Genomic DNA, 13,760 nt, shown 5'->3' with positions numbered 1-13,760 from the left:
TTTTTATAAGGAAAACCGTAATACATAATTACAACTATTTTGTATGTTTGGTACAGTTTGCAATATAAAACTACAGTTTGACACAAGATCTCAGATTTGGGAACATTGTTTCCCTTATATTCACGTATATAAGTTATTAATCTCGTTAAAGAAAAAAAATGACATTAGTTGTTGCCAAAATTATTGATAATGATATTCAAATAGTTTCTGATACAAAAATCACAGATCTATTTTTGGGTTCACAAAATCCATTACTAGGACAATTAAAAACAATAATATTAAACCCTTATATTTCAATTTCTTTTTCAGGATTACCAGATTATGCTCAAGAAGTTTTAAAATCATTTTATCAAGGAGAACTCGCTAACAGTAATTCAATATTAGTTATTAATTCCTTAGTAGTTAAATGCTTAGAGATAAATAGAAAATCTAGTAATAAGACTAACTTTATTCTTTGCTACATCTATAATAATCAGCCAAAAATTTATAAAATCTCAAATTATCAAATAGAACAAAACCTGAAAAACGCATGGATTGGTGATATTATTGGATTTACTAAATATCAACAATATTATCATACTTCAGAGATCACAAATGAGCTAGATAAGATGGAAGATGCTTTTGAAAAAGTAATAGAGGATAACTCCGTTGAGACTGTCGGAGATTTCATAATTCGGGTTGCAAATGAAAGTAATTCAACTGGGGAAACACAATACTTAAACTACCAAATAAATAGAATAAAATATTTTGGACCTGTCGAATTTCTTGATATGGGTTCAGGAAAATTTATGATGAAACATGCTACACCAGAAAGCGGTGGTTATGGAATATCATTATTAAGAAGTTTTAATCCGCAAACACCAGCTATTGGAATTCATTTTCATGTGGGTAATTTTGGTCTTTTATTTTTCCCACAACATTCCTATTCAAATGGAATAATATTTAGAAATCAATCTGACGGTGAAAAGTTTGCAGAAGAAATCAAAAATCAGTTTGGGTTTGATGTTCAAGGTTTACTTGTTACGGAAAAAGGATTGGCATTTAAGCATGTGAATACCTCCGAAAAATAAATTTAAATGTAGTCCACGACCTAACAAATTTGCCAAATGATAGTGTTAAGTTAGCTGCCCATAATTGAAACCTATATTAATTAAATGTCAGACGAAATAAATAACTACGCATGAAGCCATTAAAACTATACATTGACAATTGTTCATTAAACGATATAGCTCCAAAGGGAGCAAATTGGGGCGACACTGACCTTGGGAAATATCTGTTGAGAAAATCTATGAGCGGAGACATTGAAGTCTTTTCAAGTCCAGCAGGAGTAATTGAGATAGCACTTAACAAAGACCTTGATCAAAGGAATAATATGGCTAAGGCATTGAATACACTTATTCGTGGACAACGAATGATGGCTTCTAAAGAATATTATGTGGTAGATGATTTTTTACGTTTAATTGAAACCACTTGGAATGCAACGACCAAAGCGGAAAGAATGACATTTCTAAAAGCGAATTCTTCAAGGATATACATTGCCTTATTAGGACAATTAGCTGCGCTAAAAGATTATGACTGTACTAACGGTTTTATTAATGTAATTGCACCAAAACTTGCGACTCAAATAATTCATTCTCAAATATTTGAAAATCCAAAGGAGGAAATTGAAAAAAGGATTAACGCAATTAAAACTAAAAATTACACCCATCTTAACTATTATGATGGCTTAACAGATCTAACCATTCCTGAATTAGAAAAACAACAAAAAGAATATGAGGCTAAGAGTTATATAATTCCCAAAAATGCTGTTTCTACGCTTCAAAAAAATCAAGAAATACTTATTGAAGGATATTCTCTTGATGAACTTTCTTTCGCAACCGACCAAGTATTTGTATACTGGGAAGATTTGGCTGGAACTATAACTAACTTTCCTAAAATAGTCGCAGAATGGTCTACTAAAAGTGAAATTGAGAAAGAAAAAAAATTATCGGTAAAACCTTTAGATGGCGAAATTGTGGAAAAATTTGCACAACAAAAACAAACAATTTCGGATTGCAAAATTATTTTGAAATCTTTAGTCCACAGGTTTCATACTCAAACAACTTTTACTCGTATAAGTAACTACATAATCATTAAAGACCTAGAAAAAGGATTGAAAAGCGGTAAAATTCCTTCTGGTGGTATTATTCTTGACTCTAGCCATTGTATTGCAGCTCTGTATAATGAAATTCTTCTTTCTCGTGATCAGCGTTTAAATGCTTCCGTAGATTTTTGGTTCAGTGAACTAAAAAAGGAGACAGGATTGTTTAGAGAGACAGCAAAAAATTTAAAAGAACTAAAACGGCAAGTTGAAAATGGACTTAAGCATAGTTAGAATATGAACGAAAAGATTAAAGAATTTAGTACAAATGCTATAGCACCATTACTTAGCGTATCAGAAAAAGGGGCAAAACAAATATATCAATTTGATATCGACTGTTTCGAAATGAAAGATTACAATTTTGTAAATGTTTTAAAAGAAAGTGATTTTTCACATGTTTTTGATATAGTTACAAAAATATCTGGGCCATGTCTTTATTATTTTGAAATTGTATCAGATCATTCTGCCGAAGAAATAGTAAATAGAGTCACAAAATACAAATTGACCCAAAATTCAAAAGCCGTACCTGCTATCAAAAAGAATTTCCCACATAGTAGAGTTCTCTATGTTGGTAAAGTCAAGAAAGGAATTTGGGGAAGACTAGTTCAACACTTAGGCTATTATAAAGTTCATGGAACACAAGGACTCCAACTTTTCTATTGGACGAAAGGAACAAATGTTTCTTTGAGAATGAATATATTTGAATTTGAGCACGAAATGGCTGACTATATGGGAGTTTTAGAGCATAAGCTCGCAAAAGAATTGAAACCAATTTTGGGAAAACATAATTAATTATATATCATCAATCTAGAGAGATGAAACAACCCAAGATCTATTTTGATAAAGAAACTTATACTTCAGTTCTTTCACATTCAATTTTGGAAGCATACTGGCAAAATACCTCCGGCAAATTTACTTCAAGTATAGATGAAATTAGAAAGAGATTTGAATTAAGTTCAAATGAAATAACTACAATTGTTTCTAATAGTAATTCCCATATTGATTTTGGTGTTTGTAATGCATGTAGCGGAATGAACTATACTTGTTTAGAAAATAGAACAAGAGCAAAACAAGTTTTCGAAAATTTCCATTACTATTTTTTTTGTTTTGCATGCAGGAAGAGAGCGGAGAAATTTTGCGAGAACCTTGATGACTCTCAAACCAAAAATGTATGGATGAGATTGAGTTTTAAATATCAGTTATGGAAAGAATTAGATAAAGACGAAATTAATTTTCTTAAAGCAATCTATTATTTAAGATCCTGGAATCGGATATATCATGAAGTTATTAAATTAGACTCCGATTATGGCTTTAAAGTTCTTTTCAAACTTGATAAGATGCATTTGATTTATTACAACAAGAATGAATTGACAGGACAGATTAAAATTATAATTTTGGAAGATTTACAAAGTCTTATTAGAGATAAAAATATCTAAAACTATCAATTATAAATATTATAGATACATATATGCCTGTCTTTATCGTAACTATCTATTTATAAACAACGTAAATCTTCTCTAGTATAATTGGTTATTTCTCAAAATAGGGTAAAGACTTAAAACAATAATAATATCGATTTTTAATATGTCAGCAATTGCAGCTTTAAAAGGTTATAGAACTCAGTTTTTATATTCATTACATTTCATTCTGTCAAATATGACGGACAATCTTATATTTCGCTTAGAAGGAGAAGAAGATTTAGATATTTTAAATACTAATGGACAACTTTTATATGCTATTCAATTAAAAAATCTAGGAAGAAGAATTACACTATCAGATATTTTATCTGATAAAAAAACATCATTTATAAAAAGATTCTTGGATAATTATACTGATGCAATTCCTATACTTGTTTCCTATGGTGAAATAAGTAGTGATCTTAAAAAGTGGGCAGAGCAAAATAATAGTATTGATGGAAAAGAAAAAAATCTTTTAAAAAAGTATAAGTTAACCATTGAAAATTGGAAGTTAGTTAAGAGTAAAACTCAATTTCAGGAAATTAATGAAGAGAAAATTGCCGAGGATGTCGAAAAAATGATGAAGGACAATTTCCCACTTATTGACCCGTTACCAACAATTGGTTTTCTATTAAATTGGCTACAGTTCATTGCTGAGAAACAACAACCTATCACCTCAAATGATTTTTTCAATAAGGTTGAAGATTTTGCAAAATATATAACGGAAAGAATTGCAATAAGCGAGCAATATGGATTAGTATTGAAACCATTGCATAAAGTTTCAATCGAGAATTTAAATCATGAATTATTAGAAAAAGAATTTTACAATGCTACTTTGACAAGATATGAACATATTTTGCTTGGGCTGGATGTAAATAGAGATAAACTACTTGGCCTAATTAATGACAAAATAAACGGAAATAACACCATTATACTAAAAGGAGCGTCTGGACAAGGAAAGACAGCTTTATTATATAGTTATATACATAAATACATCAATAATTGGCTTTGCTTTGAGCTAAATATTCAACAAGATCCAATCAGTACTCAAAAATCGATTCAGGCTATTGCATCAATAAGTAAAAAATTAGACATTCCAACAGTTTTTGTAATTAATGTAAATCCAAATACAACAGACTGGTTACAAGTAATTAAAGAATCAGCACACCTTAATCACATAAAGTTTTTGGTAGCAATCAGAAACGAAGACTGGTATAGAGCTTCTGCAATCGGAATTGAATTTGAACACAAGGAAATTGATTTAATTCTTTCAAAAGAGGAAGCGGAAATTATTTATTCCAGATTGCATGAAAGAAATAAGATCAGTCATTTTACAGATTTTGAAGAAGCTTGGATTCAGCTAGGCAATAATATCCCATTATTAGAATTTGTATACTCTCTTACTCAAGGAGATTCCTTACATAATAAATTGAAGCAACAAGTTAGGCAAATTTTAAATGAAAACGGATTAAGTAATAATCAACAGATTGAATTTTTAAGAATCGTTACTCTTGCAGATTCTTTAGGAGCTAAAATAGATGTTTCGAAACTAGATTCCGGTATTGATTATCAATTTATAATTGAAAAACTTTCAAACGAATATCTGGTTAAAAAATCATCCGACAGAAAATATATACAAGGGTTGCATATCGTTCGTTCACAAAAATTGGTTGAGATACTTTTTGATGAGTTCACTAACAGCAAAGAAGAATATGGGTACAAATGCATTTCTTTATTAGCTGAACAAGATTTGTATTTATTTCTATTACAGTTGATTCATCTCGAAATCTTTAAGCCTGACCAATTTATTTTAGATATAGATAATAAAATTTCTGTTAGTAACTGGTCAATATATATATCTATATTAAAAGCTTTTATATGGGCTGGCACTCTTGAATATGTTGAGAAAAATCGGGAGGTAATAGATGACTGCAAATTGATTTTTGGTGAAGCATGGACAATGTTTACAGATTTTTTATTTGGCAGTAATTATGACAGAAGCGGGTTACTTGACTTGCTTAAAATGGATGAAGAACGTAGACAAAAAATTGATGATATTAATAACAGATTAGTACATAAGCAACATGTCTTCAACTTAGCATCCAATGTCATAAATAAACTTCCTTTTCCTAAAGAAATACCTGTTACAGAAATTGAATGGAAATCTTTTGGAGAGAGCTTATTTTGGTTAAAGAATATTGATAATAAGAAGGAAAAGATACCATTATTTACAGACAGTGAATTTGAATCAGCGTTTAAATTACTGGATAGTAAAAATTTATCAAAACTAATGTTAGGAATGTTTACATATTCACAGGAATTAGATGTGATAAGAAAAAAAAACATCAATTATTTTGTTGATCGCATAAAAACTGATTTTGATGTTATTCATTTATCTGTAAAAGGTGATGAAGTGGATTTACATTACATTGTAAATATTCTAACGATTGACAGTAAAAGATCAACCAATGATTTTATTGTCAACATTTTGAATATAATAAGATCTGCTCTTCCAGATAAAAAACAATTCAATTCTCAAGGTTATGGTCACAGATTACAAACAATTTCTATCGATCATGATTCCACCCATAAAACTATGCCCCTAGAAAATATGCCTCTAGAAGAATGGGTAGACATAAACTCAAGTATTGTAAAACTCTATGAATATAGCTATAGGCCGACGGATTGGAATGATTACTGCGAAGCATTAAATCAGTGGGAGATTCTAATCAAAGAAAGAGTTAATAAGATTAATGATTCGTTTAATCAGTTATTTAAAGGAAGTAAAACATATGCTCCTATGATTCCTGTTATGCAGAATGTGTCATTTAAGAAATTTGATAAAATTAAAGAACCAAAATCAATCACGGATCCTTTAGGTATATATGGAGGAAAGAAAAATGATTCAAATACTGAAAATGAAAGAGAGCAATTAAAAAAGAGATTAGAGTCAAAGTATGAGAAATTTTTTAAAAGCTTTTCTGACTTTAAAACCAGTATCGAGAGTTTTATAAATCAGTCTGCCCAAACATTGACATCAAGAATTCAATTAATAACTGATGAAGGGCATATACACGATGAAAATATAGAGCGTGTGTCCCAAATTAATTTGTACGATGCGATTCAAAGGCTCAGGGAATATAATTCACAATATAAAAACACCTTAGGCAATATAGATATAAATCATACTAGCCAAATTGACTTTAATACTTTATTGACTACGGCAGCTTATTGGAAAGATTTTTTGAATAACAGTACTAAAGCAGACCATTCATATAAACGAATACTAAAACTTAAAGAAGATTTTGAGAGTAAAATTGTTAAAGAATTTAAGCTTATCTCTAAATCAAACTCCTTTACTATTAAATACATTAACAATAATCTAAATGAAGAAAAACCGATAGTAGTCACTGATGGCATAAGTCCTTTTTGGTCACTACTAGGTATGAAAACAGCTTATGATATTATCCATGAAGTAATCAACAAGCCAGAATATACAAGTCTAAAATACTTAATGCTGAAATTATGGTTTTCCAGAATTTATTTTATTCAGACTACAGATAATAAAATTATCGAAAAGAACTGGAATGAAGTAAGGCTTTATACCATTATGGATAACCCGTATGAAAATTTAAACATCATTGGTTTTGGCTCCCAATTGATAGATTATAAAATTCTCGAAAATCTTAAAATTGATAGCTGGGCCAAGATGTATCCTGAGTTTAATGAGATCAGCAAGGCTTCAGAAAATTACGGTAGATTGGTTCTTTTAGTTGACCATCTTAACGATTTAAGATTACTTGATAAAATTAAATTGAAAGAGTTAGATCAAAAGAGAGTACAGCAACACTTTGAAAAAGTTAGTTTAGAATTACAACAATCTTTTCAAAATGTACTGGACTCATTAGTAATGTGGATGAATATGTTCCCATTCGATGAAATGACTTACAGTGATAATGAAGAAGAGCAAGAGTATTTTAAAGCTATGATAAATATAAAAGATAATATATTTCCAGAACCAAAAGGAGATGAAGAGGACTATCAGGTTTTGATCAATTTAGAGCTAATATCTAAATGGAGCGAAAGATTAAAAATATGTACCGAAAGCTGGGGGATATTTCTAATCTTATTGCATGGTAAGTATATTAATAAATATAAAAATATTTCTTTAAATTGATTATGAACTATATCAGAAATCATTGCAATCACTTGATATATTATCTATTTAGTTAATAAAGGCAGGCTTTTTGGAATCAGCTATAGAATCTTTTATAAATGCATCTCTGTTCTTGATGTTTAGACTTTTGTAAATTAAAAGTCATACATATCTAACTCATTTTCGATAATTTTATCTAGTTTTATCATTTATATAAACAAGTTGGCAGTAATTATTAAGAAATCGTGCTAAAAAAGACATTTATATTATTTCTACTTCTTTTTTTTTCTTTCTCATCTGGAAAGGACAGTACAATTGTAATTAATAAAGAAGCGAAAAATGACACAATTGTAATAAAAATAGAACAGTCAAAAATAGCTGAAATAATTAAACCAATTGAAAAATATGTAGGTTTTACTTTAGAAGAATGGAAAACATTTGCAGTTATTTTCATTCCGTTATTTGTTCTTTTCATTACAAACTTGGTTACATTAGGTAAGATTAGAAAAGAAACAAAAGAATCTATTAGAAAAGAACTAATCATTACCTTCATAAAAAACAAGAAGGAGCAATTAGAAAAATATTACGACCCAATCATTGCATATTTATCAATTAACGAAAGTATTTTCAATTCATTTGGACCAAAATCTTTTCCTAGTGAGGATATTAAAAAAGAAGTTGCAGCAAATCTATGGCTTGGAATGAGAGAATCAATAATTGTACAAAACAATTCCAAGATTGATGAAATAATTAAGAGCCATTCTCATTTAATTTCATCCAACGATGATTTAAATATTTATTTAAACTTTATAAAACACTCAACTTCATATGAACATTTTATAAAAAACCCAAGTGAAAGACATTCTGAGTTTCCTTATCCAACTACTATATTAGAATCAACTTCAACAAGGCGTGCAGAAATAATATCTGAAATTGAATCTATTGAAAATAATGTAAAGACTATTTTGAACGAACTAAAAAGTTAACGATGCCAGCAAAATATATAAAAGAAGTATTAGCAGATAAACAAAATATTTCAGAAGTAGAGATAATAAGTGAGTTTATGCTTAGCTTTTCTCTAAAATCATCATCAAAAAAATATACTATTTACACACCAATGAGTAGCGAATATCTTGTTAGTTCCGATGTCGTAACAAAAGCTATTGAAAAAGGTGCTAATTTGGTGATTTGCGAACCTTGGTGTCAAATAACTGGTGAAGGATACAAAACTGCTGAAAATGGTCAAAAAATTAGCATTTATCCTTTGAAAACTTTCATAAGAAAAATTATGAAGAATGAAGAACTTTGAAATTTATACTAAATGGATCTCTGATAATATAAATAGCGAAAATTTTCTTTTAGCCTTTGTTTTTGGTTCAGTAGCAAGAAATGTTGAAAACCCAAATGATTGTGATTTATTGTTAGTTACAAAGCTTGAAACAAACTCTGACTTATGGAAATTAATGAGGATGGAGAATGAAGTTCTAAAACAAAAGTTTTACACTAATTTTGAATTAGAATTATCAATCCAATTATTATCTGAAGAAGAATTTAGTGAAGATTTAAGTTTTATAAAATTGACTCTAAAATCACCCAAAATATTACTAATCAACAAATTGAACATAAAATAACTACCGCCAAACAGCGGTTTCGCAAGATTTGGGTTTTAGACTTAATTTAAAGTTGGTCTTGTATTTGGAAATTTTGTGTTTAACCGAAAAATAAATCTTAATTTAGTCCAAACCTCGCCAAGCGCCAGAACGTTGGCAGCAATGCAACCGCCAACCAAATCATTATCTAACATCTAAAGATTGTAATTTTGTCTAATCAGAATAAGAATTTCGACACAAAAGAAATAAGTTATTTTTTAGGACTTCTAAAAAATGCCAAAGATGAAGTTTCGATTAAAAGCTACATTTATATAAAAAACATTCTTAATACAATAGAATTTGCTATTCCATGTGTAATTTATCCGAAAGGCTCAAAGTTTGTTCGATGCAGAGTTAATGATGAACTCAATCCTTTTTTCAATAAAATAACTGATCTTTCTTATAGAACTGATGTTCAAAATATAAAAAAATTTGGAAGAGCAAACGAGCCAGGACAGTCAGTTTTCTATTGTTCAGATGATGATTCATTAAGTCTTTTTGAAACAAGCAAACTTCCAAAGCAAAATGATAATCAACCGCTAGAATATATTACCACTAGTTTATGGATTTCCACAGAAGAAATCTTAGTTGCTAGTGTTCTAACTAATGACAATATAAGAGGTAATCACAAAGCAATTGACGACTTAAGTAAAGATTTTGAATATATCGTAAAAACACAAGCTGATGAAAGTGCACAAGCTGTAAGTCAATTAATGCAATTTTTATCAAGAGAGTTTTCACAGGCTATGGCAGGGAATTCAAACCATTATAAAATCACATCTGCTTTTACAAATTATATTTTTGATTCCGTTAGAAATGCTGATGGTATACTTTATCCAAGTACAGTTGTAACTCACAAAGGTTTTAACTTTGCTTTGAAACCCGAAGTAGCAAACAAAAAATTAAAATTTTTAGTTGCAAACAGACGAAAAATGGAATATGCTGGCAATAAAAAATATGTTGAAACTGAGTTTATAGAATCTGAATTTCATCAAGGAAATGATAACATAATTCTTTGGTCAAAATAAATACACAGCTGCCAACACCCGTTTCTCCTAATCGCGGTTTTCTGGTTCCTTCATGATTTTCTTCACGAAAAATAATTATCTTGGCAGAAGGAATTTAGCTCGCTTTCTTCCGCGACTGGGCAAAGCGGCGAAACGTTGTGAGCAATGCTAAAATCCTAAAACGAAAAATTATCATAATAAATGGCAGAATTCTTAAATACTGACAAATTAAGAGAACAACTTATCAAAATAATTGAAACAGCTCAAGATGAAGTAGTTTTGATAAGCCCTTACATACAAACAAATACTTTATTGCTTGAGGAATTAGAAAAAGCTGACAATCGTGGAGTGGTTATTACGATTGTTTACAAAGAAGGTAAACTAAGCGATTTTGAGAGAAAGAAACTCATTAAGTTTAAAAATCTAAATCTCTTATCTCATCCGAATCTACATAGTAAATGTTATTTCAACGAAATTTACCTTATTATTACCAGTTTAAATCTTTATGATTATTCTCAGCGTAATAATCGAGAAATGGGAGTTCTTTTTCGTCGCACAGACGAAGAAAGAAATGGTTTGAGTGATTATAAAACTGGGCAAGATGACGACGGTTTTTTTCAAGATGCTATACTTGAAATGAAAAGTATAATTAATGGTTCTGAGGTAGAAAAAGAAGGTCAAAAAACAAAAGAAAAAGGATTCGAAATTCAGATTGCAAAAACTAATTATGACTTAATATTAGAGAAATGTAATTTGTATAATAAGTATTCAAAAAATAAAAAATTTGTCCCATTTCAATCTGGAGAGGATTGGTACCCCAAATGTGAAAATTTTTTGGATAAGGTAGATTTGGTTATTGAGGGAAGAAGATCTCTTATTTATTTAAACTTTGATGAAAAACGTTGCGAAGAGATATTTAATGTTTTGAATACAAAAAAAATAAAGGTGATTTTGAAGTAGTCTACTGTTTTAGAATGTATTGGACTTATCATAAATCAGCCATTTATCTTTATCCATTAAATCACCATGAATTGTGGGACATAGATAAAAGTGATGAATTCTACTCTAAATTTTTCCTTGGTTTAAATGAGGTTTTTAAAAAACTAAAACCATCGATTGAAAAGTCAAAAAAATAAACACTGCTCACAACAGCGGTTTCTCACAATATCTGGTTTTATTTTCCTTAGCCGGAAATTTACATATCTTTACAACAAAGCGGTAAATTGCCGCCACTGCGCAAAGCCGCGGATCGTTGGCAGTAATGTCTCAGAAATGTGCAAAATGACACGTGAATGAAAAAAGAAGAACCAATCAACCAAAAACAACATAAAGTATCACAAGTTTACTTAAAGCAATTTGGCTATAAAATCGATGATGAATATTGGCTTTCAGTTTACAAAATGGGAAACGAGAAAACCGAAAATGTTCTCATCAGAAACTTTACTACAGAAACTAATATTTTTGATTTGCCAATTGATGATTTCGAGATAAAAAGACATTTTGAAAATTTAAGCAGTGAGGTAGAAAGTTTTTATCGAACTGTAATTTCAAATCTTCATAATCAAAAGAGATTAACTCCTAAAGATAAAGACGTTTTAAATCATTTTGTTGCAAATCTTTTGTGCAGAACAAATCCTTTTAGAAGATTTATCAATGATTTACTAAATGATGATGAAACGAGAAACAAACTTATTAATGAAATAACTATGTTTTCAAATGACACAGAAGAAAATAAATTAGTTTTGGATCACTTCGGAAAAGATTTTCAATTAAATCTAGCGTTGGGAACATTAATGAATCATCTCTTAAATGTTTTTAGAAATTTTAAAAAAGTTATCATAAAGGATTGTGATGAAAAAGGTTGGATTACAACAGATAGTCCAATTCACTTAGATAACCAAGAAGTTTATGATTGGATTATTCCAGTAGAAACAGAAATTTATTTTCCATTATCAAAAGATTTTTGTCTTTTCATGTATCATCCTGAATCTGAAAAGAAAGATAATCCATTAAGACAACTTAAAGTTGATAAAATCAATGAAATTCCTTTTGAATTATTTGAAAAAATTAGCATGAAAATTGGTAGAGATTTCGACGAATATTTGATTTTTTGTAATCATTATGAGCCGACAAAAATGGGACTTAACGATGCTACTGCCAACAGCGATTTAGCATAATTTAATATATTACCTTTTCAAAAAACAAAAAACCTAACGACAAGATATCATCCAATTGTTAGGCTTTTATTTTGATTAATAATTTAAAACTACTTTTTATAGCCAAAGCTATATTTCTTTCTTACTAGTCACCTTATCTATTTTTCTGATTCATACATTTTTTCTTGAATTAAATTTAAAAAAGACTTAGAGTCATTTTTCTTTACTCCATTAATTTTAATACCAAAATGACTTCCCATGCAAATGGTATCTGTGATTTTACCATTATGAAAAATTATTTGCATACGCACATCTATCTCATTTTGTTTTTTTTCAGTTTTCAATTTTTCATATTCCTTTATGAATCTCTTGATGTACTCTCTATCTTCTATTTTTTTATATTTTACATCATCTCTAAACATTTCACTTCGAATAGATTTACAATTAAGTCTAAAAGGAAAAAGTTTATTCCCTTTGAAATAAAAAAAATCTAAATATTTCTCACTTTGATTATCTTTTTTAATGTCTGAGCAATTCAACATTAAAATGGAAAATATTGAAAATAAGAATAGTTTCATTTATGACTCATTTGTTATTTCTCAAATATAGCGACAAACTCATTTAAATCACTACGTAATTATACTGATTTGCATTACTTATAAAGTTTTTTAAAACAAAAAACCTAATACTCGATTGTTGTCTAGTATTAGGTTTTATTTTTCGAATTCAATAACTAACTACTCTTTTTTGATTTGTTTCAAATGTTGAGATTCTTCTAAAAGAAATGGAAAGTTTATTCTCTTTTATTCTTTACATACAAACCTTTTAAGTTTTTTGCCGTAAATATAAATGGCATTGCTCCGTCTTTTTTAACGTCCCAAATTCGTTTTATTTTTCCGCTTGATGATATTATTGCATAACCGTCATTTTGTCCTCGGTACTTTTTAGCATCAACTTCAAGATTAAAATAATAATCTTTGCCTTTTTTGATTTTTGTAAATGATGAATTAACTTTTAAATCATCGTTATCCATCACAATTATTCCTTTGATTTTATCATTCTTAATAAACAATATTTTGTCACCGTCATCTGAGGTTATAATTTTAGTAACGGAATAAACACCACTAAAATCTTGACAATATGAAGAGAAAGAAAGTGTAAAAAGAAATATTAAAAATATATTTTTCATAATCGT

Annotated in this window: 13 protein-coding genes; 11 read left to right on the top strand and 2 right to left on the bottom strand. The window is 29.0% G+C overall.

Going from position 1 to position 13,760, the window contains the following annotated elements:
- Positions 1-158 precede the first annotated feature (158 nt).
- The 11 genes from C245_RS0106365 (at position 159) to C245_RS0106305 (ending at position 12,586) form a co-directional block, all read left to right on the top strand.
- Positions 159-1,070: a hypothetical protein gene (locus tag C245_RS0106365; RefSeq protein WP_017495749.1), complete on the top strand. Its 912-nt coding sequence runs from the start codon at positions 159-161 to the stop codon at positions 1,068-1,070.
- Positions 1,071-1,180: 110 nt separating this feature from the next.
- On the top strand, positions 1,181-2,374 hold the full coding sequence (locus C245_RS0106360) for a hypothetical protein (protein WP_017495748.1): 1,194 nt from the start codon (positions 1,181-1,183) through the stop codon (positions 2,372-2,374).
- Positions 2,375-2,377: 3 nt separating this feature from the next.
- Positions 2,378-2,932 carry a hypothetical protein gene (locus C245_RS0106355; RefSeq protein ID WP_017495747.1) on the top strand — a complete coding sequence of 185 codons (555 nt, stop codon included), beginning with the start codon at positions 2,378-2,380 and terminating at the stop codon, positions 2,930-2,932.
- 23 nt (positions 2,933-2,955) lie between these two features.
- Positions 2,956-3,576, top strand: a complete 621-nt coding sequence (locus tag C245_RS0106350) for a hypothetical protein (protein ID WP_017495746.1) — start codon at positions 2,956-2,958, stop codon at positions 3,574-3,576.
- A 148-nt stretch (positions 3,577-3,724) separates the two neighbouring features.
- Positions 3,725-7,774, top strand: a complete 4,050-nt coding sequence (locus C245_RS0106345; protein WP_017495745.1) for a hypothetical protein — start codon at positions 3,725-3,727, stop codon at positions 7,772-7,774.
- Between the two features lie 224 nt (positions 7,775-7,998).
- Entirely contained in the window at positions 7,999-8,739 is a 741-nt protein-coding gene (locus tag C245_RS0106340) for a hypothetical protein (protein ID WP_017495744.1), read from the top strand.
- 2 nt (positions 8,740-8,741) lie between these two features.
- Positions 8,742-9,062, top strand: coding sequence for a hypothetical protein (locus C245_RS0106335; RefSeq protein ID WP_017495743.1), 321 nt, complete (start codon positions 8,742-8,744; stop codon positions 9,060-9,062).
- Positions 9,049-9,384, top strand: coding sequence for a hypothetical protein (locus tag C245_RS0106330; protein WP_017495742.1), 336 nt, complete (start codon positions 9,049-9,051; stop codon positions 9,382-9,384). Before C245_RS0106335 ends, C245_RS0106330 begins: the two co-directional genes overlap by 14 nt.
- Positions 9,385-9,572: 188 nt before the next feature.
- Positions 9,573-10,430, top strand: a complete 858-nt coding sequence (locus C245_RS0106320) for an RES domain-containing protein (RefSeq protein WP_017495740.1) — start codon at positions 9,573-9,575, stop codon at positions 10,428-10,430.
- A gap of 180 nt (positions 10,431-10,610) precedes the next feature.
- On the top strand, positions 10,611-11,369 hold the full coding sequence (locus tag C245_RS23625; RefSeq protein WP_017495739.1) for a phospholipase D family protein: 759 nt from the start codon (positions 10,611-10,613) through the stop codon (positions 11,367-11,369).
- 332 nt (positions 11,370-11,701) lie between these two features.
- On the top strand, positions 11,702-12,586 hold the full coding sequence (locus tag C245_RS0106305; RefSeq protein ID WP_017495737.1) for a DUF4238 domain-containing protein: 885 nt from the start codon (positions 11,702-11,704) through the stop codon (positions 12,584-12,586).
- 137 nt (positions 12,587-12,723) lie between these two features.
- On the opposite strand, the gene C245_RS0106300 is transcribed toward C245_RS0106305, so the two are convergent.
- Complete coding sequence (locus C245_RS0106300; protein WP_035746320.1) at positions 12,724-13,143, bottom strand: hypothetical protein; 420 nt, start codon at positions 13,141-13,143, stop codon at positions 12,724-12,726.
- A gap of 215 nt (positions 13,144-13,358) precedes the next feature.
- A complete protein-coding gene (locus C245_RS0106295) occupies positions 13,359-13,754 on the bottom strand; it encodes a hypothetical protein (protein WP_017495735.1) in 396 nt (131 codons plus the stop codon).
- Positions 13,755-13,760 lie beyond the last annotated feature (6 nt).

The sequence above is a fragment of the Flavobacterium sp. WG21 genome (genome assembly GCF_000335775.1).
In the GTDB taxonomy this organism is placed as follows: domain Bacteria; phylum Bacteroidota; class Bacteroidia; order Flavobacteriales; family Flavobacteriaceae; genus Flavobacterium; species Flavobacterium tructae.
The sequence above is the reverse complement of the archived record's forward strand: the minus strand, read 5'-3'. Positions and strand labels throughout refer to the sequence as shown.

What these genes read in the sequence shown, in the direction of transcription:
- C245_RS0106365 (WP_017495749.1), top strand. Translation starts at nt 159, where the DNA reads ATGACATTAGTTGTTGCCAAAATTATTGATAATGATATTCAAATAGTT.
- C245_RS0106360 (WP_017495748.1), top strand. Translation starts at nt 1,181, where the DNA reads ATGAAGCCATTAAAACTATACATTGACAATTGTTCATTAAACGATATA.
- C245_RS0106355 (WP_017495747.1), top strand. Translation starts at nt 2,378, where the DNA reads ATGAACGAAAAGATTAAAGAATTTAGTACAAATGCTATAGCACCATTA.
- C245_RS0106350 (WP_017495746.1), top strand. Translation starts at nt 2,956, where the DNA reads ATGAAACAACCCAAGATCTATTTTGATAAAGAAACTTATACTTCAGTT.
- C245_RS0106345 (WP_017495745.1), top strand. Translation starts at nt 3,725, where the DNA reads ATGTCAGCAATTGCAGCTTTAAAAGGTTATAGAACTCAGTTTTTATAT.
- C245_RS0106335 (WP_017495743.1), top strand. Translation starts at nt 8,742, where the DNA reads ATGCCAGCAAAATATATAAAAGAAGTATTAGCAGATAAACAAAATATT.
- C245_RS0106330 (WP_017495742.1), top strand. Translation starts at nt 9,049, where the DNA reads ATGAAGAACTTTGAAATTTATACTAAATGGATCTCTGATAATATAAAT.
- C245_RS23625 (WP_017495739.1), top strand. Translation starts at nt 10,611, where the DNA reads ATGGCAGAATTCTTAAATACTGACAAATTAAGAGAACAACTTATCAAA.
- C245_RS0106305 (WP_017495737.1), top strand. Translation starts at nt 11,702, where the DNA reads ATGAAAAAAGAAGAACCAATCAACCAAAAACAACATAAAGTATCACAA.
- C245_RS0106300 (WP_035746320.1), bottom strand. Translation starts at nt 13,143, where the DNA reads ATGAAACTATTCTTATTTTCAATATTTTCCATTTTAATGTTGAATTGC.
- C245_RS0106295 (WP_017495735.1), bottom strand. Translation starts at nt 13,754, where the DNA reads ATGAAAAATATATTTTTAATATTTCTTTTTACACTTTCTTTCTCTTCA.